An 18,738-nucleotide genomic window follows, 5' to 3' on the forward strand; every position below is an offset into this window, starting at 1 on the left:
TTGTATTTCCTCCTATTGTTGGCGGCGTTTGCCTTTTTCAATCAGTTTGCAGGGAAAAGTGACCAGTCCGCAGTCCCGGCAGAGCATGGCGCCGGAAAAGGTGGGGAAGGGATCACGGGTAAACATCGACGTGTCGTCATCCTCCAGGGGCCCAAGGTCCACCTGGTCGGTGGGGCCGCGGAACATGCGCAGCTCTTGCTGGGTCCAGAAGGGATATTTTTGGGTGTGCAGGTCGCCGGATTCCATCTCTTTCCCGCATTTGGGACAGTTCATCGCGAACCTCCTTACAAAAAACAAAATGCCCCCGTCTCCTAAGAGACAGGGGCAAAGCCTCTGCGGTACCACTCTTGGTTGCCGCATTGCTTGCGCAAAGCGGCCGCTCATGCCCCACAGCCATGGGGCGACGGAATAACGCCCGTCACACGTCCGCGCTTACTGAATCCTTCAGCGGGAGGCTCCAAGGTGATTTTCCTCCGGGTCCGCCCTCCGCCTTTCACCAAAACGGCGGCTCTCTTTGCGGCTTTCCCGGACTACTCTTCCTCTTCCACGCCCTGCATCTGTTCAATTACTCTGGTATGATACCCGTTTTGATCCTTTTTGTCAACTGAACAGACGGCATTTTTTCCTGTTTTCTCTGATTTTGCGCATTTATCGCCCTGGAGCGTCACGGCCCGGCGCCGCGGCGGCGCCTCCACAGCCCATAGGCCGCCACAGCCGCCGCCGTGGTGGTGGCCATGACCGCAAGGGAGATCAGGAACTGAGGGGACCCCGGCTCCCTTATGGCGTCTCCCATCAGGGTGAAGCAGATGGTCTGAGGGGCGAAGCCCAATACCGATCCCAGCACATAGGGCCAATAGCGCAGGCCGGAGGCCCCCATGTACATGCTGACGATGTCACAGGAGAAGAGGCCCACAACCCGGACCAAAAAGGAGTAAATAAAGTCGTTCCCCACCCGGAAGTCCCGGAGCGCATGGAGCTTCGGGTGCTTTTTTATCAGGCGCTCCACGCTCTGGCCCGTGGAGAGCCGGGCGGTGAAAAAGGGCACCGAGCAGGCCACCGCCACCCCCGCCATGTTGACAGCCAGGGCGGCGGGAAGGGGAAAGAGCAGCGTGGCCGCCACTTCAAAAAGAGCCAGCGGCAGCAGCACGGACAGGCTTTTGACGGCATAGAGCAGCAAGAGAAGCAGCGCCGCCAGCAGCTGGTTTTCCGGCGCATGGGACAGCAGTGCCTCCACGGTGAGGTCCCGGTCGGTCCCCAACACCCAGATCACCAGCCCAATGGTCACCACCATGGGAACCAGCCGCAAAAACCGCTTTCCAAGAGGCTCTCTCTTTTCCAAAGTCCCGCTCCTCTCCCTGTGATTGAGTTCCCGGCTGTCCCCGGGCACGAAAACTGAAAGGGTGCCCGGCGGATCGGACGGGGCCCATGAATGCCATTTATCATACCGCCGAAAAGGCGGAAAGTAAATAGACAAAATGACGCCGTGCCGGAGTATTCCGGCACGGCGGTGGATTTCCCCTATATGCCGCTTTGCTGGGGATCGCTCTGTCCGGCGCCGGCGGAGCTTCCGGTCTCCGGCACGGGCCAGTTGAGGCCGCCCTCCGGAGTTTCCGGCGTAGTGGCGGATCCCCCCGCCTCCGGTGTGGCGGGCGCGGCGGTGCCGCCCTCCGGGGTCTCCGGCGCCACCGGCGTTGTGCCGCCCTCCGGAGTTTCCGGCGTCACGGGATCGGTGATCTCCGGCGTCTCCGGCTTGACAGCGGGCGTATCCGGCATCTCCTTGGTGCCCCGCAGGATCACCTTGTTGCGGACCTTATAGTCGCTGGAGGCCTCAAAGGCGCTGGAGATCAGCTTGCCGCTGGCGTCATACACATTGCGGTAGGTGCGGACCTTATAGCCTGTGTAGGGCGTGGTCTTCACCTGCTCCGTGCCCGCCGGCAGTGTGGGATCGTCCTCATAGACCACCGTAAAGGGCGTGGTGCTCAGCTCCTCCTTGGTCATTTTCACATACTTGCCAGTCAGGTTGGTGCCGTAGATGGTGACGGTCAGATAGTTCTTGGAGTAGGAGGCCACGATTTTGATGGGATAGTCCGTGTTGTTGGAAAAGCGGAACTCCGGCCCGCCCCAGGACACGGTGGCGTCCATGCCCTTTGTGATGTAGGCGGGCACATAGCGGTGGGCCGCCCGGGTGACGATCTCCAGGTCCGACAGCAGCGCCGTCATATAGAGGGTGGAGGAGGTCTGGCAGATGCCGCCGCCGATCTCATCCACGGTTTCGCCCCGCACATAGGCCGGGGCCGGCAGATAGCCCCGGGCCGCGGTGCGCTCGCCCACCACGTCGTTGTAGGAAAAGACGTCGCCGGTGTTGAGCACGAAGCCGTTGATGGCGGCCGCGGACTTTTTCACATTGCTGATGCGGTTGGAGCTACCGCTCACGTGGGTCTTATAGGTGCCTAACACATCCCGGAACAAAAGCGGCCGGAGCTCATCCGCCGTCACGGCGGGATACTCCACCGCCGCGGGGATCTCCACGGTTTCGCCGGGCTCCGCCTCGTCCAGAAGACGCTGGGCCTCCTCCTGGTCGAACTCGGCGCCCACCACGGCCTCATAGATGCTTTCGGTCTTTGGGTCGTACCCGGCGTTTTTCACCTCCCGGGCCGCGGCGGTATGGACGGCCTGGGCGGAGAGGACCGTGCCCCGCACCAGCGTGTAGGGGATGGGGACGGACTCGTAGTCACACTTGCCCAGCGCCTCGCTCAGCACCTGGACCAGCGTGTCCGGGTCCAGGGAATAGCCGTCCTTGGCCTTGGTGATATAGACGGCCTCCGATCCCATGGTGTAGGCGCCGTTCACCGGCTCGCGGCTCAGCTTTTTTGCAAGGGCGGGGGCGAGCTCCGTGAGATTCCCGGCCTGAAGGACCGCGTCCACGCTGCCGCCGCCCAACATCCCGCTGAGGTAATGCCAGCCGGAGGCGAAGAAGTTGGCGCTGTGGCAGTAATCGTAGGCTGCCTGGGCCGTGGCCGCGCTGTCCATGGTCACGCCGCCTATCTCACCGAAGGTCAGCGGCACCTCGGTGCCGGAGTAATCGTCCTCAGACGCGGCCAGCGTCAGTCCGATGGCCGTGTCGTCCGCCCAGGCGTCCTGGTGAGCCTCCAGCTGGGCCTCCGCCTGTGCGATGGTCATTCCGCCCACCTCCCAGGTGTCCGCCACACGGACGCCGGGGAAGATCGTGCCGCTGCGGCTGGCCGCGAAGCACAGGGCTATGTAACACAGGAACAGGACGCCCAAGGCGACGGCGGCAATGACCAGGCCGCGCTTATTCCATTTTTTCCCTGTCTCCATGTGCTTTCCTTCCATGTGTGCCCTCCTATGGATCAATTGGATCAAATGCGGACAACCATACCCTATGCATCCGCCGGGCAGGTTATCACCACGTACCCCATTTTACCACAGGGGGCGGCGGAAAAGCATTACAATCCTGTAACAACTGCGTCACCGCCCGCTCTTTTTGGGGATGCGGATGGTCAGCAGGATTTCGCTGTCCGTGTCCCGGCGGTCCCATCCCGCGTCCACGCCGGCCCGGCGCATCACGCCGAGGCCCCGCTCCACGCTGTTGAGGAACAGCCGCACGTCCTTGAGGATGAAGGTGGTCCGCCGCTGGGGCGGCGCTGTCTGGAGATGGGCAAGGCGCTGGTCAATATAGGTTTCGCTCTGGGCCACGTTGAGTCCGTGGTCGATGATGTGGCGCAGGGCCGCCGTCCGCTCGCCCGCCTCCTCCAGCCGCAGCAGCGCCCGGGCGTGGCGCTCGCTTAAGTTTGCCTCACGCAGCAAGGAGCGGTCCGCCTCGCTCAGCCGCAGCAGCCGGAGCTTGTTGGCCACGGCGCTCTGGGACTTGCCCAGCCGGCGGCCCACTTCCTCCTGGCTGAGCCCGTAGTCCCCGATCAGCCTGGCCATGGCTTCCGCCTCTTCAAAATAGTGGAGGTCCTGGCGCTGGAGATTCTCCACCAGGGCAAGGGCGGCGGAGTCCTCATCGTCCATGGCCGCCACAATGCAGGGCACCTCCCGCAGACCGGCCAGCGCCGAGGCCCGGAGCCTGCGCTCCCCGGCCACCAGCTCAAACTCCTCCCCCTTGCGCCGCACCGTCAGAGGCTGAAGCACCCCGTAGCGGCGGATGCTCTCCGACAGCTCCAGGAGCGGGCGCTCCTCAAAGTGGCGGCGGGGCTGGGCGGGGTTGGGGCGGATTTTCTCAAGGGGGATGCGGAGCACGGACCCCGCCTTACGGTAAAACTGCATGAAAAGACTCCTTTCCCGGAAATACTTTTCTTTCTATCCTAAGGATTTTCGTTCGACTTTACCTGAAAAAACCGTCGAAGGGGTGGGAAAATTTCGGATTATTTGCTATACTGTTTCAATTCGGAGGAATCCGCAGGTTTTTCAGTAACTTTGTGAGAAAATGAGGTGTACCATGGAACCCATTGCTGCCATTGCCACCGCCCCGGCCCCCTCGGCCATCGGCGTGATCCGCCTGAGCGGCGAAGGAGCCGCCGCCCTTGCCGGCCGCGTCTTTTCCCCAGCCGCCGGCAGGCCGCTGGACAAGTGCCCGCCCAGGACCATGCACTACGGAACCATGTCCGACCGGCGCCGCCGCACGGTGGACCGGGGGATGGCCGTCTGGTTCCCCGCCGGCCACAGCTACACCGGCGAGGAGTCGGCGGAGCTCTACTGCCACGGCTCCCCGGTGGCCATGGGGGAGGTGTTGAGCGCCCTTTTGGAAGCCGGGGCCAGGCAGGCCGGGCCGGGGGAGTTCACCCGCCGCGCCTTTTTGAACGGCCGCATGGACCTGACCTCGGCGGAGGCGGTGATGGACCTCATTGACGCGGAGACGGCGGAGGCGGCCCGTCTGGCCGCCTCTCAGAGCAGCGGGGCCCTGGGCCGCACGGCCCGGGCGGTCTATGACGACCTGCTGGACCTCTCCGCCCGGTTTTCGGCGGTGGTGGATTACCCGGACGAGGACCTGGAGGACGTCCGTCCCGATGAGATCCGGCGGACGCTGGATGGGGCGGAGGAGACGCTCTCCACCCTGCTTTCCTCCGTCGGCAGGGGGGCGGTCATGAGATCCGGCGTGCCCACCGCCCTCATCGGACGGCCCAACGCCGGCAAGTCGTCCTTGCTCAACGCCCTGGCCGGGACGGAGCGGGTGATCGTCACCGCCCGGCCCGGCACCACCCGGGACACGGTGGAGGAGCCGGTGCGGCTGGGGGACGTGACGCTGCGGCTCATCGACACCGCCGGCATCCGGGACGCGGAGGAGGAGGCGGAGCGCCTGGGCGTGGAGCGCTCCCGCCGGGCCGCCGCTCAGGCGGAGCTGGCCATTTTGGTGATAGACGGGTCCGCGACCTGGTCCAGTGAGGATGAGCAGGCGCTCCGGGCCGCCTCCGCGGCAAAGCGTCTTCTGGTGGTGCGGTCCAAGGCGGACCTGCCCCAGGATGCGGGAGTCGCGGAGCGCTTTCCCCAGGCCATTTGCGTCAGCGCGAAGACCGGTCGGGGCATAGAGGACATAGAGCGGGCGGTTGGCGGGCTCTTTCCGTCGCCTGAGGCCGCCTTTACCCTGACAAACCAGCGGCAGCAGGACGCGGTGCGCCGGGCATCAAACGCCGTGCAGCGCGCCCGCCAGGCCCTGGAGCTGACGCCGGACGCGGCCCTCACCGATGTGGAGGAGGCCATGGCCGCCCTGGGGGAGCTTTTGGGGAGGACGCCGAAGGAGGACATTGTGGAGCAGGTGTTCGCCCGGTTTTGCGTGGGGAAATAGCGAAAACCGGCACAAATGCAATTTTCTCACGCAAAGCGATATTGAATCAGGCGTTTGGTGATTTACAAAACCAGATTTTTGTGGTATGCTGTGTCTGTTTCAGTGGAGTTTCAAAGAAGGAGGCAAAGAAATGGATGAGCTGCACGCGCTGCAGGAGGTGCTGCGCGCTCAACGGCCGGTGGAGTGGGATCAGCTGCCCGATATCCCGCTGTATATGGATCAGGTGCTCTCCTACATGGACCGCCAGAGCATCCGGGTGGACGAGGGCGACGCGCTGACCTCCGCCATGGTGAACAACTACACCAAAAGCGGACTGGTGCCCCGGGCCGAGGGAAAGAAATACGGCCGGGAGCACCTGGCCTATCTCACGGCCATCTGCGCCCTCAAACAGGTGATGTCCGCCCGGGACATGGCGCTGATCATCGGCAAGGAGACGGAGGGGAGCCACTCGGTGGAGGAGATGTACCAGCGCTTCCGCGCCAGCCTGGACCAGGCGCTGGAGCATGCCGCCGGGGAGATGGAGCCCTATCTGGACGAGGAGAAGTTAGCAGACGGCGCCGTCCACTTTGCCCTTTTGAGCTATGCGGCCGGCGTGGCCAGCCGGCGCTACGTGAATGTGCTGCGGTCTCTGGAGCCGGAGAGCAAGAGGAAGAAATAAGCCGGCGGCGCCGGTTTTCTGAAGGAGAGAGGAACTATGAGAGAGTTTATCATCATGACCGACAGCTGCTGCGACATGACCGCCAAAATGGCGGCAGACCTGGAGCTGGAGGTGGTGCCCCTGTCGCTGCACATGGGCGGAGAGGAGTACCGCAACCTGCTGGACGGCAGTGAAATCGGCTTCCAGGACTTTTATAACCGCATCCGCTCCGGAGAGGAGGCCACCACCTCGGCCATCAGCGTCGGAGCCTTTGAGGAGAGGATGCGCCCCATCCTCCGCCAGGGAAAGGACATTCTGTGCATCAACTTCTCCTCGGCCCTGTCCACCACCTACCAGTCCGCAGCCATTGCGGCCGAGGATATGCGCGCGGAGTTCCCCGGGGCCAGGGTCCTGGTGGTGGACAGCCTGTGCGCCTCCCTGGGCCAGGGCCTGCTGATCTATCTTTGCGCCCAGGAGAAAAAACGGGGCGCAACCATCGATGAGGTCCACGCCTATGCCGAGGCCACCAAGGGCCGCGTTTGCCACTGGTTTACCGTGGACGATCTGAACCACCTCAAGCGGGGCGGGCGCATCAACGCCGCCACGGCACTTTTCGGCACTATGCTCTCCATCAAGCCGGTGATGCATGTGGACGACACGGGACACCTGGTGCCTGTCAGCAAGGCCCGGGGCCGCAAGTCCTCTCTTGTGGAGCTGGTGAACCACATGGAGAAGACAGCCGTGGATCCTGCTCATCAGACCGTGTTTATCAGCCACGGCGACTGCGAGGGCGACGCGCTGTTTGTGGCCGACGAGATCAAAAAGCGTTTCGGCACGGAGCAGATCTACCTCAATTTCGTGGGACCCGTCATCGGCAACCACTCCGGGCCGGGCACGGTGGCCCTGTTCTTCATAGGCAGCCAGCGCTGAATCGAGGCGGCGGAATGAACTGGCTGGAGCTGCACATTGACACCTCCCCCGCCGGCTTGGAGCCGGTGACCACGCTGCTCTCCGCGCTGGGGATCGACGGCGTGGTGGTGGACGACGAGGGGGAGTTCCTACAGTTTTTGGAGAACAACCATCAGTACTGGGACTATGTGGACGAGGAGCTGATGGCGCGGGAGCGGGGCAAGTCCCGGATCACCTTCTACCTTGAGGAGAACGAATCGGGGTTCAGCCTGTTAGGGCAGGTGCGCATCGCCCTCTCCGCCCTCAAGCGGGAGCGGAGCGACTGCGGAGCGTTGTTGCTCACCATGGAGAACCTTCAGGACTCCGACTGGGAGAACAACTGGAAGCAGTATTATAAGCCCATGGAGATCGGGGAGCGGCTGATTGTCATCCCCGAGTGGGAACAGGCGGACACCCGGGGCCGCATTCCCCTGATCCTCAATCCCGGGCTCACCTTTGGGACCGGCAGCCACGCCACCACCCGGCTGTGCCTGACGGCCCTGGAGCGCCATGTCCGCGGCGGCGAGCAGGTGCTGGACCTGGGCTGCGGCAGCGGCATTTTGTCCGTGGCCGCCCTGGCGCTGGGGGCGGAGCACGCCGTGGCCGTGGACATCGACGACAAGTGCCTGAACGTGGCCTATGAAAACGCGGCCCTCAACCACATCGGCCGCGACCGCTACCGGGTGCTGGTGGGGAACGTCCTCTCCGACGGCGCTCTCCGGCGGGAGATCGGCTCCGGCTATGACATCGTGGTGGCCAACATTGTGGCGGATGTGATCATCGCCCTAAGCCCCATGGTGGGGGAGCTGAAGAAGCGGGAGGGGCTGTTCCTCTGCTCCGGCATCATCGACGACCGGGCGGTGGAGGTGGCGGACCGGCTCCGTCAGGCGGGCCTTGCCATTTTGGAGACCAGGCAGAGCGAGGGCTGGTTCTCCTATCTTTGCAGATAGCGCGCACGGCGGGGAGAGCTGCCGGCCCGGAAGGCGGCCCGGCGCAATGGAACAGAAAAAAAGCAGAGGCAAACGCCTCTGCTTTTTTCTTATGCTGTCAGCTGGTGGACAGGGATACGGAAGACACCCGGCCGTCCTCCAGCCTAAGTGTCAAAACGGCGCAGTCGACGGAGATCAGCCCCGGCTCCAGCCCCAACTCATAGGAGAGAAAGGAGCCGCAGTCCGTGGAGTACACCGTCTCCTCCCCCAGCAGGGCCTTCACCTGATGGACGCTCATGCCCTCCAGGTCGTAGCGTCCTACCAGGTTGTCCACCAGGTCAGCGCGCTGCTCCGGGGCGCTGAGCCAGCGCTCCGTGGTAAAGGTGTGCTGGAAGCGGCACCACACCACGGCAGCAAGGGCGATGGACAGCGCGGCAATACCAAGCCACAGTTTTTTTTCCTTCCACGCCGTGTTCATCATTCAGTCCTCCTTTTCAAAGCCCTCATTGAGACGCGCCTCCACGTCTGAGAGGAACTGCGTCCAGGCGTCCTCATGGTCCACATAGTACTTGGGGCAGATTTTTCCTGTCACATCATAATGACGGATGACGTCCTCATTTGGTTTCAAATGAAATGCGTCGCACAGCCAGGCCGTCAATTCCACCACCCGCCCATAGGTCACGCCGGAAAACTGTCCGGATTCGTCCGGGTGGCACACCTCCACGGCCACGGTGTCGTCGTTGCGGCCGTTGGAGGCGTATGCGATCTCTGTCAGGGGGATGCACTGGATGACCTCTCCCTCCAGCCCCACCACAAAGTGGGCGCTGGCAAAGGTGTTTTCCTCCCCGGTGGAGAGGGATTCAAAGTAGTTGCGGTTGGCCTGGGCCGAGGTGCCGGGGTTGCCCACATAGTGGATCACCACGCCCCGGACGTTCTTCAGCTTGTCGCCGGGCCGGGACCAGGGGTTTTCCGTGAGATACTGCTGCTCCACCCATTCGGGCGCCTGGACGTCCGCCGGCCCCGCCGGGCGCAGCACCACCCACGCACCAACGGCGACAAAGGCAAGCGCCAGCAGCAGCGGCGCGGGGGGGACGCCCCGGCTTCTCTTTTTGTGTCGTGTCGCCATAGAAAATCAGGCTGCCTCCGCCACAAGGATTTCCGTGGGACCGTCGGCCCCGCCGATGATGGCTCCCCCTTCCGCCGAAGCCTCCTCATAGTCCGCGTTCATCTTTTCCTGAAGCTCCTTTTCAGTCATCAGCGGCCGGTCCTCACCGGCGACGCCAAGCTCCTCCAGGGCCTGGAGGGTGGAGCGCATGCAGGCGGTGAGCGGAATCCGGACATAGTGGGTCCTGCTGCGCTGGTCCGTAAGGCAGTATAGCTCCAGACTGTTGCTCATCTGGCTGTCCTCATCAAAGAGACCCTGCCCGGACCGGCCGGACCGGATGTCCGCCAGAATGGCCTCGGCCAGCGTCCTGGCCTCGTCTGTGGTCAGACTGTACCAGTTGTTGGAGGTGGAGCCCCGCTCGGAGACCGTGTAGTACTCAAACTCACCGCCGCTGACCCTGGTGAGGTCGCCGCCGTCAAGCATGTATTCGATCTGGGCCTTGGGATCGGCGCAGAACGTTTGCAGGGCGCAGACGGCGGACTTGCCGTCCGATACTTCCTCCTGCCGGTAGTAAATGGTGTAGCTCCGGCTCAGCTCACTGCCGCCTGCAAGGCGATAGGTGAGACGCAGGCTGGTGCGGGAATAGCCGGGCCGCTCTGCGTCCGGCGTCATGGGCCAGCGGTCATATTCCCGGGACCGGTCCATCTGAAGCTCTTTTTCCGCCACGGCATGGCTGTGGGCGTCCCGCAGCAGGTCGATCAGGAGGGGATCCTCCGTTTCACCGTCGATGTATTGAAAGGGGCCGTTGATGGAGTAGCCGAGACTCTGGATTTCCTCCGCGGCGGGCACTTTGGTCTCCAGGCCCAGCAGGTCCATGGACATGCAGACGCTGAGGACAAGCAGCACCACCGTCAGCACCGCGGCGCCCTTCCAGGAGGCGCGGAGCACCCGGAAGGACTTTCTCATCAGCATTTCCGCCGCGAAATAGCCCACAAGGCCCATGAGGACCATGCACACCAGTACGCCCGTCAGGGAGTAGTCCGCCTGGAGCCGGTACTGACCCCAGGTCAGGTAATACAGCCCCTGCCCAAGACCCAAGGCGGAGCAGCAGGCCACGCCGTACTTGAATACCGGCTTTGCCCAGCCCTGGGCCACGGTGTCGCCGGCGGATTCGCTGTTTCTGCGGCAGTAGAGCGCCAAAGCCGCCAGGGCGAATCCCAGGCCCACAGCGGTATAGATCCACACGGCGCCCAGCCCCAGAATCCGGACGGAAACAATGGTCGTATAGCTTTCATCCCATACATATTCCACGCGCAGATTCCGGGAAAGATAGACCGCGGGCGAAAGCCGCAGCGCCCACATGGTGAATCCGCCGCTGCCTCCGGCGAGATAGCCGTAGAGGAAGATGGAGGAGAAGGTGCGCACCAGGTAGTCGATGCCGATTGCAAGGACGTTCCCCACGCCGAAAAACACGGGGATGGCCAGCACCTGGCCGGTGAACATGGCGCACAGCACGCCGAAGGAGAAAAACAGCACCGCGAGGCAGCAGCTCACGCCCAGCCAGATCACCAGTTCCCGAAGGGGCATGCCCGCGCCGCCGGTGAGCAGCACCGCCCAGGTCAGGACAAAGACCAGCGCGTGGGCGGAGAAGAACATGAACAGCCCCGAGAGATAGTTGGTCCAGAAAAGGCCGGCGCGCCGGATGGGCAGCGTGTGGACGAAGCCCACGGACCGGGCGGTGCAGAGGTAGCTGTAAAGGGCCATGGCCATCAGGCAGCCGAAGACCAGCGTCATAAAAATGGAGAAGCCGCTGGCGCTGTTGAGAATGTCCCAGGCCAGGTCGTCGTAGGAGAGGCTGGCGGGGTCGGCGTATCCGTTGTGCAGCTGGGTGAACAGGTTCAGCGGCAGGGCCAGCGTCCAGATCAGGGCGTAGGCGGCCCACAGCGGCCAGAACCGGCTTATATTCTTGCGGAACAAGGTGCCCGAGAGCAGGGGCATCCTGATCAAATCAGAGGATGATGTCTTTGACTGCATAGTCGGCACCTCCCAACTCATAAATGAAGATTTCCTCCAGCGTCAGCGGCACGGCGTCCGCCAGCAGGGGAGTGTATGTGGCAAGGCGGTTAGTGGCCTCCTCGGCCCCCATGCGCATGATCAGCGTGTGGATTCGGCCCACCCGGGAGGCGTGGAGCACGGGAAGCTCCGGGGGCACCTCGGTGACGCCGTCGGAGAAGACCACCTGCATTTTGACCATATTGTCCTGCAGCTGGGCCAGGGACCGCTCCAGGAGGACCTGGCCGTGGTTCATGATGCCCACGTGGTCGCATACATCCTCTAACTCCCGCAGGTTGTGAGAGGAGACCAGCACCGTGGTGCCCCGCTCGCTGACGTCGTTCATGATGAGGCCCCACACCTGGCGGCGCATCACCGGGTCCAGACCGTCCACCGGCTCATCCAACACCAGCACGTCCGGCAGACAGCACATGGCCAGCCAAAAGGCCACCTGCTTCTGCATGCCCTTGCTCAGGCGGCGGATGGTGCGGTTTTCGTCGATTTCAAAGACCTCTTTCATTTTCTCATACCGCTCCATGGAGAAGCGGGGATAAAACCCCCGGTAGAACCGCATCATATCCCGGGGGGAGGACTGGAGAAAGTAGTACCAGTCATCGGGGATGGCTGCGATGCGGGACTTGAGCGCCGGGTTCTCCCAGACCTTCTGCCCGTCGATGGCGATGGTGCCGGAGTCCTGGCGGTAAATGCCCGTCAGATGGCGGATCAGCGTGGATTTTCCCGCGCCGTTGGGGCCCACCAGCCCGTAGACCGCGCCTGCCGGCACGCTCAGGCTGGCCCCATCCAAAGCGGCAAAGCCGTCAAAGCGCTTGACGACATTGTTCACCTCAATCATTTCTTGCTCCTTCCCTGAACAGTGCTTCCAGATCCCGCTCCGCCACCTGAAGATAGCGCAGCTCGGCCAAGGTTTCCCTCACACGGTTCATCAGCTCTTCCTTCCGGGCCTGGTCCGCCTCCGGATTTCCCGCGGCGAAGCTTCCCTTGCCCTGCACGGAATAGATATAGCCCTCCGTCTCCAGCTCGTTATACGCCCGCTGGATGGTGTTGGGGTTGATGGCCAGCTGTGTTGCCAGCGCCCGCACTGAGGGCAGCCGGTCGTCCTTTGCCAGCGCACCGGTGACAATCAGCTTTTTCAGGCCGTCCCGTATCTGTTCGTAGATGGGCCGGGAGTCCCGATAGTTCAGACTGATCATCCAATCACCTCCTGTTCATCGACTCCAACTGTACTATTCGTACTAATACAGTCAATATAGACCATTTCCCGCCTCCTGTCAAGTGCCGCTTTTTTGCCGCAAATTTCCTGAGAAAGATGGGGAAAACATTGAAAACTCAGTGATTTTTCGTAAAATTCCACTTTACATCCGCCTTTTTTATGGTATAATAAAAAAGCACGCGTATCAGGCGTGAATTTTAAACTGCCCCAGAGCTTGGCCCGCGGAAGGCTTCACCGGCCCGGGACTCAGCTTTGCGGGGACTTATGGAAAGGTGGACAAACCCCATGATGCTGAAAGAGCAGAAGACGAAGATCATCAGCGAAAACCGCACCCACGAAAAGGACACCGGCTCCCCCGAGGTACAGGTGGCCATTTTGACCGAGCGCATCAACCAGCTCACCGAGCACATGAAGAAGAACCCCCAGGATAAGCACTCCCAGAGAGGCCTTCTGAAGATGGTCGGTAAGCGCCGCAGCATGCTGGATTATCTCCAGCGCAAGGACATCGAGCGCTACCGCGCCCTGATTGCCAAGCTGGGCCTGCGTAAGTAATGGAAATGAGGGTGGTGTGGCATTGGCGCACCACCCTTTCTTTCATCCCTTTCTCCCGCGTCGCATGAGAGCCATACAAAGCCTTTAGCAGTTGAAGGAGCGCCTTTTTCAGCGCCGTATGATGAAGGAACGCTTTGCGGGGCGCCGCTTCAAGTGCTAATGGTTTGGCTCCCATGCGGAAAAAATTCTGTAAAGGAGACAAACCATGTCAACCATCATCACCCAAAGACAATTCCCCGGCTGCCGCAGATACGAAATGGAGCTTGCCGGACGGCCCCTCTTCCTGGAGGTGGGCAAGCTGGCCGAGCTGGCCAACGCCGCCGTCATGGTGGGCTACGGCGACACCCGCGTGCTGGTGTGCGCCACCGCGGCTCCCCGTCCCCGGGACGGCATCGACTTCTTCCCCTTAAGCGTGGATTTTGAGGAGAAGATGTACTCTGTGGGCCGCATCCCCGGCAGCTTCAACCGCCGGGAGGGCCGCCCCGGTGAAAAGGGCGTTCTGACCGCCCGGGTCATTGACCGCCCCATCCGCCCCCTGTTCCCCTATGACTTCCGCAACGACGTGTCCATTATGGCCACGGTCATGAGCGTGGATCACGACTGCTCTCCGGAGGTCGCCGCCCTCATCGGCACCTCCGCCGCCCTGGCCATCTCCGACATTCCCTGGAACGGCCCCATCGGCGCGCTGAAGGTGGGCCTGGTGGACGGCAAGCTGGTCTTCAACCCCACCAGTGAACAGCGCAAGACCTCCGACCTGGACGTCACCGTGGTCTCCACCGGCAAGAAGGTGGTCATGATCGAGGCCGGCGCCAACGAGGTGGACAACGACACCATGTACGAGGCCATCCGCATGGCCCATGAGGAGAACCAGAAGCAGATCGCCCTCATCAACCAGATGGTGAGCGAGATCGGCAAGCCCAAGTTCGACTATCCCCACGCGGACTTTGACCAGGAGCTCTTTGACAAGATCGTCTCCGCCACCATGGACGAGGCCAGGGCCGCCATGGACACCGACGACAAGAACGTCCGGGAAGCCCGCTGGAACGCCCTGATCGACCACTGGCACGAGCTGTTCCTTGAGGACTATCCCAACATGGACCAGTACCTTGAGGAGATCACCTACAAGTTCCAGAAGAAGATCGTCAAGGCCTGGCTGCTGGAGGGCCACCGTGTGGACGGCCGCAAGAGCAACGAGATCCGTCCCTTAAGCGCCGAGGTGGGCATCCTGCCCCGGGTCCACGGCTCCGGCCTTTTCACCCGCGGCCAGACCCAGGTCCTCTCCGCCTGCACCTTGGACACCCTTTCCGCCGCCCAGAAGTTAGACACCATCTGGGAGGAGACGGAAAAGCGCTATATGCATCACTATAATTTCCCCGGCTACAGCGTGGGCGAGGCCAAGCCCGCCCGCAGCCCCGGCCGCCGGGAGATCGGCCACGGCGCCCTGGCCGAGCGGGCGCTGCTGCCGGTGCTGCCCTCTGTGGAGGAGTTCCCCTATGCCATCCGCGTGGTCAGCGAGGTGGTCTCCTCCAACGGCTCCACCTCCCAGGGCTCCATCTGCGGCTCCACGCTGGCCCTCATGGACGCCGGCGTGCCCATCAAGGCCCCTGTGGCCGGCATCTCCTGCGGACTGATCCAGGATGACAACGGCGGCTTCACCACCTTCATCGACATCCAGGGCGTGGAGGACTTCCACGGCGAGATGGACTTCAAGGTGGCCGGCACCAAGAAGGGCATCACCGCCATCCAGATGGACCTGAAGAACGACGGACTGACCATGGAGATCATCCGCAACGCCTTGGACATCACCTACGACGCCCGCTGCGAGATTCTGGACCAGATCATGCTGCCCTGCATCGCCGCGCCCCGCAAGGAGGTCAGCAAGTACGCCCCCAAGATGATCACCATGCACATTGATCCCGACAAGATCCGGGAGGTCATCGGCTCCGGCGGTAAGGTCATCCAGAAGATCGTGGCCGACACCGGCGCCAAGATCGACATCAACGACGACGGCTCCGTGTTCATCTCCGCCCCCAACCCCGAGTCCTGCGACGCCGCCAAGAAGTGCATCGACGACATCGTGTTTGTGCCTGAGGTGGGATCGCTGTACTACGGCCGCGTGGTGCGCCTGATGACTTTCGGCGCCTTTGTGGAGCTGGCCCCCGGCAAGGACGGCCTGGTCCACATCTCCAAGCTGGCCGACCACCGCATCGAGAAGGTGGAGGACGCCTGCAAGATCGGCGACATGATGTGGGTCAAGGTCACCGAGATCGACGAGAAGGGCCGCGTGAACCTCTCCCACAAGGACGCCATGAAGGAAATCGCCGCCAAGGAAGCGGCCGGCGAGCGCGTCAAGTAAGCAAGCCAAAAGAGCGAAGGCCCAATGGCCTTCGCTCTTTTTCTGTGGGGAGGTGCGAACGATTGCTTTTCTGCGGGACAAGGCGCTTACAGGAGGTCCACCGTTTGCTCCGGCAGGGTTCTGACCCGGAACTCCACGCGCCACTCCACCTCCGGCGGCGGTTCGAACCGGAGGGAGGAACAGGCGGCGCGCGGATTGGCCCCTCCCGCGGCGAATACGGCGACGGGACCATCGGCCCCGCCGATGACGCCCACGGCCGCCGCGCCATGGAAGCCCGAACCTCCTGCTTCACCCTCCCTGGGCCGGGGCGGGTCGCTTTCCCGGCAATCCCGGACCAGGAAGCCGTCCTGCGGCAGGTCCGGCAAAAGGTGGTAGCGCAGCAGGCAAAGGTGGGTGGGAACGTCCGTCCCCTCCTCCCGGAAACAGTCGGAGGAGAGCTCCTGAGGAGCGCATTCGTCTACAACCAGCGTATGGCGCGCACCGGTGACGGGATGGGTGAAGGAGACGGAATCGCCGGCTCCTGAGACGTGGAACCGGGGTCCGGGGAGGGAGAGCGGCTCCTGGCGCAGCGTTGCCTGAAGGGAGCGCAGGACCGGCGGGCGGGATGTAGCCCAGCGGAAGGACCGGCGCAGCAGAATCCAGCCATAGGACGGGTCCAGGCCGTAGTGGGCCAGGATGTCCCGGGCCTCCCGCTCCTGCATCTCCTCCGGCAGGCAGGGGTTCCAGGCAATACCGCAGCCATGGTGGCCGGACAGGGCCCTTCCGTTGACCGCCATCCGGGTGTCCACATCCAGGGACAAAGGGTTTTCCGCCTCCAGTTCCATCCGCTGCTCATCGGTGAGCGTCGGTTCGCCGCGCTCCGGGGAGAGGTCCCACTTGTTCAAGAAGGCGCGGATCCGCTCCGGCGCCACCCGGGCGCAGAAGTCCGCCACCAGCCCCTTGCCGCAGACGTAGACCGCCGGGACCTGCCACAGTGCGTCTGCCCAGGAAAAGGATTTTCGGACGGGGATCTCACGGCCGGCCCGTTCCCGGCCGTGGCGGCCCCAAAAGCCGCCGGAATAGAAGACCTTCCACTCCTGCGGCCTCTCCGGCGGCAGGGCGGGGGACGGGATTGGCGCGCTCAGCTGGCTGAGGTCAATCTCTTCCTGAAGAGCCTGAATATAGGAAAAGGGGTCCTCCATGGGCTTCAGGTCCAGTTCGCGGCGCAGCGCCTCCAGCCGCTCCGGATTCTCCGGCGGGTTATGCAGCAGGAAATCGCTGAACTGCTCCCGGGACCAGCCGGGCGCCTGCTCCGCGGCCGCAAAGCCGCCGCAGGAGAGCAGGAGGGACAGAAAGTCCCGGAAGTTTCGGGCCAGGGGCCGCACATACTCCCCCGGGGCGTTCATAGGGCTCACGGAGAATATCGTCTCCCCGAAGCCGGGGGCCGTGCAGCAGTGGATGCCGTCCACCCCGGCCCAGCCGATGATCCGGGCGCCCTTTGGCGTGCAGAAATAGCCGCTTTCTTCACTGCCCGCCTCCAGCCCCAGAGGCGAAAGGTCGATGCGGGTCCAGTCTGATTTCATGAACTCCCTCTTTTCTTTGAAGCTTAAGGGACATTGTAATCCCATTTTCCCGGGAAATCCACCCTTTCCGGCAACAGAAAAGGAGGAGCGGACGCTCCTCCTTTTTTGCTATTGTCCAAATTTGATCCGGTAGGCCTCCAGGCTGTCTTCGATGACCCGGACGGCCTCCGGCCGGGAGAACACCTGGCCGATCTCCGTGCGCTTGCCCTCAAGGTTCTTGTAGACGGAGAAAAAGTGGCGCATCTCCGTGGCGATGTGGGCGGGCAGCTGGGAGATGTCGCTGTAGACGTTCCAGGCCGGGTCGTCGAAGGGGATGGCGATGATCTTTTCGTCCCGGCTGCCGCCGTCGTGCATGACGATGACGCCGATGGGGAAGCAGCGCACCAGGCTCATGGGGTGGATGCCCTCGCTGCACAGCACCAAAACGTCCAGCGGGTCGCCGTCGTCGGCAAAGGTCCGGGGCAGAAAGCCGTAGTTGGCGGGGTAGTGGGTCGAGGTGTAGAGGATGCGGTCCAAGCGCAGCGCCCCGGTCTGCTTGTCGATCTCGTACTTGTTCTTGGAGCCCTTCTCAATTTCGATCACCGCCCAAAAGTCCTCCGGGGCCATGTGGGCCGGGGAGACGTCGTGCCAAAGATGCATGGAAACTCCTCCTTTTTCCGTAGTATGCCCGCGGGAGGCCGTTTCTTGCAGCAATGGCTACGACAGGGCGGCGGTGTCAAGAAAGTGGGGCTGCACCACCGGCAGCAGCGCTTCCCACACAGGTTCATCGGCAATCCGGGCCTCAAAGTACAGCGCCGGGTCATCCACCGATAGGTACCCAATGCCCAAAGAGGGAAGTGTGATATAGCAGATCTCCCCCGAGTCATAGGTGAAAAAAAGGGTTTTGCTCAGATCATCCGCCTGAAGGTCCCGGTCCCGCCGGCCCAACTCTGCCTGAGAAAGGAGATCCACCAGCTTGCCAATCTCCGCCGGATCGGTGAGCAGCACGGATTTGCCCTGGGTGGAGATCTCCGCCTGAATCAGCTTTCCTTTCAGCGCGTCACCGGGCAGAAAGTTCTGGAGCTGAGACTGGTAGTGTTCCCGGGTTTCCTTTACCGGGTCTATTGGGTCGCCGCCCGCACGATAGAGGGCATAGCCCCGGCAGAACATCAGCGCGCACAGCGCAAGCGCGGCGGCGGAAATCGCTTGGCGCATCAGTTTTCTGAACCGCCTGCGCATTTCGCACTCCACCACCTGAAGTATGGCGCGGCTCTGGACTTCTCCTGATGCAAGCGCCGGATTCAGCTCGCCCCGCACTATCTCCACAACTGAAAGACCCAGCGCGTCGGCCAGAGGCTCCAGAAGGGATACGTCTGGAAAGCCCGCTCCCCGTTCCCATTTGCTGACGGTGCGGTCGGAGATGCTGAGGCGCTCCGCCAGCTGGCGCTGGGTCAGGCCAAGCTCTTTGCGCGCGGCGGCAATCAGCCCGCCGGTTTTCCTTTGGTCCATACGATCACCTCTCCAACATGGTACCGGATCGGGGCCCTGTTGGCAACAAACGATTCGTGGAGTGCCGAAGAA

General features: G+C 62.9%; 18 protein-coding genes and 1 other annotated feature. Of the genes, 6 read left to right on the forward strand and 12 right to left on the reverse strand.

Annotation, left to right across the window (positions count from 1 at the left end; all coding sequences use genetic code 11):
• Positions 1 to 12 precede the first annotated feature (12 nt).
• From KQI82_RS02475 to KQI82_RS02490, 4 genes are all read right to left on the reverse strand, one after another.
• Complete coding sequence (locus KQI82_RS02475; RefSeq protein WP_216558250.1) at positions 13 to 273, reverse strand: PF20097 family protein; 261 nt, start codon at positions 271 to 273, stop codon at positions 13 to 15.
• A 38-nt stretch (positions 274 to 311) separates the two neighbouring features.
• Positions 312 to 556: a binding site (T-box leader), on the reverse strand.
• Positions 557 to 664: 108 nt separating this feature from the next.
• Entirely contained in the window at positions 665 to 1,339 is a 675-nt protein-coding gene (locus KQI82_RS02480) for a TVP38/TMEM64 family protein (protein ID WP_216558253.1), read from the reverse strand.
• A 179-nt stretch (positions 1,340 to 1,518) separates the two neighbouring features.
• On the reverse strand, positions 1,519 to 3,354 hold the full coding sequence (locus KQI82_RS02485) for a VanW family protein (protein WP_216558257.1): 1,836 nt from the start codon (positions 3,352 to 3,354) through the stop codon (positions 1,519 to 1,521).
• Positions 3,355 to 3,489: 135 nt separating this feature from the next.
• Positions 3,490 to 4,290, reverse strand: coding sequence for a ParB/RepB/Spo0J family partition protein (locus KQI82_RS02490; protein ID WP_216558260.1), 801 nt, complete (start codon positions 4,288 to 4,290; stop codon positions 3,490 to 3,492).
• A gap of 172 nt (positions 4,291 to 4,462) precedes the next feature.
• Between KQI82_RS02490 and mnmE the strand changes: the two genes are divergently transcribed.
• The 4 genes from mnmE to prmA all read left to right on the forward strand — a co-directional run bounded on the left by mnmE (position 4,463) and on the right by prmA (position 8,341).
• Complete coding sequence (gene mnmE, locus KQI82_RS02495; RefSeq protein ID WP_216558263.1) at positions 4,463 to 5,806, forward strand: tRNA uridine-5-carboxymethylaminomethyl(34) synthesis GTPase MnmE; 1,344 nt, start codon at positions 4,463 to 4,465, stop codon at positions 5,804 to 5,806.
• A gap of 130 nt (positions 5,807 to 5,936) precedes the next feature.
• On the forward strand, positions 5,937 to 6,464 hold the full coding sequence (locus tag KQI82_RS02500) for a DUF1836 domain-containing protein (protein WP_216558267.1): 528 nt from the start codon (positions 5,937 to 5,939) through the stop codon (positions 6,462 to 6,464).
• 36 nt (positions 6,465 to 6,500) lie between these two features.
• Positions 6,501 to 7,373 (forward strand): DegV family protein, encoded by an 873-nt coding sequence (locus tag KQI82_RS02505; RefSeq protein WP_216558270.1) that lies wholly within the window; start codon positions 6,501 to 6,503, stop codon positions 7,371 to 7,373.
• 14 nt (positions 7,374 to 7,387) lie between these two features.
• The gene (prmA, locus tag KQI82_RS02510) at positions 7,388 to 8,341 is read left to right on the forward strand and encodes a 50S ribosomal protein L11 methyltransferase (RefSeq protein WP_216558273.1); all 954 of its coding nucleotides are present in this window, start codon (positions 7,388 to 7,390) and stop codon (positions 8,339 to 8,341) included.
• A gap of 97 nt (positions 8,342 to 8,438) precedes the next feature.
• On the opposite strand, the gene KQI82_RS02515 is transcribed toward prmA, so the two are convergent.
• The 5 genes from KQI82_RS02515 to KQI82_RS02535 are packed head-to-tail and all read right to left on the reverse strand — an operon-like array spanning position 8,439 to position 12,688.
• Positions 8,439 to 8,801, reverse strand: coding sequence for a hypothetical protein (locus tag KQI82_RS02515; protein ID WP_216558276.1), 363 nt, complete (start codon positions 8,799 to 8,801; stop codon positions 8,439 to 8,441).
• On the reverse strand, positions 8,802 to 9,446 hold the full coding sequence (locus KQI82_RS02520) for a peptidoglycan recognition protein family protein (protein ID WP_216558278.1): 645 nt from the start codon (positions 9,444 to 9,446) through the stop codon (positions 8,802 to 8,804). It abuts the gene before it with no gap.
• A gap of 6 nt (positions 9,447 to 9,452) precedes the next feature.
• Entirely contained in the window at positions 9,453 to 11,459 is a 2,007-nt protein-coding gene (locus tag KQI82_RS02525) for an ABC transporter permease (RefSeq protein ID WP_216558280.1), read from the reverse strand.
• Positions 11,434 to 12,330, reverse strand: a complete 897-nt coding sequence (locus KQI82_RS02530; protein WP_216558282.1) for an ABC transporter ATP-binding protein — start codon at positions 12,328 to 12,330, stop codon at positions 11,434 to 11,436. Before KQI82_RS02530 ends, KQI82_RS02525 begins: the two co-directional genes overlap by 26 nt.
• Complete coding sequence (locus tag KQI82_RS02535; protein WP_216558284.1) at positions 12,323 to 12,688, reverse strand: GntR family transcriptional regulator; 366 nt, start codon at positions 12,686 to 12,688, stop codon at positions 12,323 to 12,325. Before KQI82_RS02535 ends, KQI82_RS02530 begins: the two co-directional genes overlap by 8 nt.
• 305 nt (positions 12,689 to 12,993) lie before the next feature.
• Here KQI82_RS02535 and rpsO point away from each other — a divergent pair, with 305 nt between their 5' ends.
• Positions 12,994 to 13,260, forward strand: a complete 267-nt coding sequence (gene rpsO / locus KQI82_RS02540) for a 30S ribosomal protein S15 (RefSeq protein ID WP_216558287.1) — start codon at positions 12,994 to 12,996, stop codon at positions 13,258 to 13,260.
• A gap of 205 nt (positions 13,261 to 13,465) precedes the next feature.
• A complete protein-coding gene (locus KQI82_RS02545) occupies positions 13,466 to 15,616 on the forward strand; it encodes a polyribonucleotide nucleotidyltransferase (RefSeq protein WP_216558290.1) in 2,151 nt (716 codons plus the stop codon).
• 86 nt (positions 15,617 to 15,702) lie between these two features.
• On the opposite strand, the gene KQI82_RS02550 is transcribed toward KQI82_RS02545, so the two are convergent.
• The 3 genes from KQI82_RS02550 to KQI82_RS02560 form a co-directional block, all read right to left on the reverse strand.
• The gene (locus KQI82_RS02550; protein ID WP_216558292.1) at positions 15,703 to 17,178 is read right to left on the reverse strand and encodes a sodium ion-translocating decarboxylase subunit beta; all 1,476 of its coding nucleotides are present in this window, start codon (positions 17,176 to 17,178) and stop codon (positions 15,703 to 15,705) included.
• Between the two features lie 108 nt (positions 17,179 to 17,286).
• The gene (locus KQI82_RS02555; RefSeq protein WP_216558295.1) at positions 17,287 to 17,817 is read right to left on the reverse strand and encodes an inorganic diphosphatase; all 531 of its coding nucleotides are present in this window, start codon (positions 17,815 to 17,817) and stop codon (positions 17,287 to 17,289) included.
• Positions 17,818 to 17,874: 57 nt separating this feature from the next.
• Positions 17,875 to 18,666 carry a helix-turn-helix domain-containing protein gene (locus KQI82_RS02560; protein ID WP_216558298.1) on the reverse strand — a complete coding sequence of 264 codons (792 nt, stop codon included), beginning with the start codon at positions 18,664 to 18,666 and terminating at the stop codon, positions 17,875 to 17,877.
• Positions 18,667 to 18,738: the final 72 nt, after the last annotated feature.

The organism is Dysosmobacter acutus (assembly GCF_018919205.1).
Classification (GTDB): Bacteria; Bacillota; Clostridia; order Oscillospirales; family Oscillospiraceae; genus Oscillibacter; species Oscillibacter acutus.

Bases quoted from the DNA above. Each gene is read 5' to 3' on its own strand.
- rpsO (WP_216558287.1), top strand. From the start codon at position 12,994: ATGATGCTGAAAGAGCAGAAGACGAAGATCATCAGCGAAAACCGCACC.
- KQI82_RS02475 (WP_216558250.1), bottom strand. From the start codon at position 273: ATGAACTGTCCCAAATGCGGGAAAGAGATGGAATCCGGCGACCTGCAC.
- KQI82_RS02515 (WP_216558276.1), bottom strand. From the start codon at position 8,801: ATGATGAACACGGCGTGGAAGGAAAAAAAACTGTGGCTTGGTATTGCC.
- KQI82_RS02560 (WP_216558298.1), bottom strand. From the start codon at position 18,666: ATGGACCAAAGGAAAACCGGCGGGCTGATTGCCGCCGCGCGCAAAGAG.
- KQI82_RS02525 (WP_216558280.1), bottom strand. From the start codon at position 11,459: ATGCAGTCAAAGACATCATCCTCTGATTTGATCAGGATGCCCCTGCTC.
- KQI82_RS02555 (WP_216558295.1), bottom strand. From the start codon at position 17,817: ATGCATCTTTGGCACGACGTCTCCCCGGCCCACATGGCCCCGGAGGAC.
- KQI82_RS02550 (WP_216558292.1), bottom strand. From the start codon at position 17,178: ATGAAATCAGACTGGACCCGCATCGACCTTTCGCCTCTGGGGCTGGAG.
- KQI82_RS02530 (WP_216558282.1), bottom strand. From the start codon at position 12,330: ATGATTGAGGTGAACAATGTCGTCAAGCGCTTTGACGGCTTTGCCGCT.
- prmA (WP_216558273.1), top strand. From the start codon at position 7,388: ATGAACTGGCTGGAGCTGCACATTGACACCTCCCCCGCCGGCTTGGAG.
- KQI82_RS02485 (WP_216558257.1), bottom strand. From the start codon at position 3,354: ATGGAAGGAAAGCACATGGAGACAGGGAAAAAATGGAATAAGCGCGGC.
- mnmE (WP_216558263.1), top strand. From the start codon at position 4,463: ATGGAACCCATTGCTGCCATTGCCACCGCCCCGGCCCCCTCGGCCATC.
- KQI82_RS02535 (WP_216558284.1), bottom strand. From the start codon at position 12,688: ATGATCAGTCTGAACTATCGGGACTCCCGGCCCATCTACGAACAGATA.
- KQI82_RS02505 (WP_216558270.1), top strand. From the start codon at position 6,501: ATGAGAGAGTTTATCATCATGACCGACAGCTGCTGCGACATGACCGCC.
- KQI82_RS02490 (WP_216558260.1), bottom strand. From the start codon at position 4,290: ATGCAGTTTTACCGTAAGGCGGGGTCCGTGCTCCGCATCCCCCTTGAG.
- KQI82_RS02500 (WP_216558267.1), top strand. From the start codon at position 5,937: ATGGATGAGCTGCACGCGCTGCAGGAGGTGCTGCGCGCTCAACGGCCG.
- KQI82_RS02545 (WP_216558290.1), top strand. From the start codon at position 13,466: ATGTCAACCATCATCACCCAAAGACAATTCCCCGGCTGCCGCAGATAC.
- KQI82_RS02520 (WP_216558278.1), bottom strand. From the start codon at position 9,446: ATGGCGACACGACACAAAAAGAGAAGCCGGGGCGTCCCCCCCGCGCCG.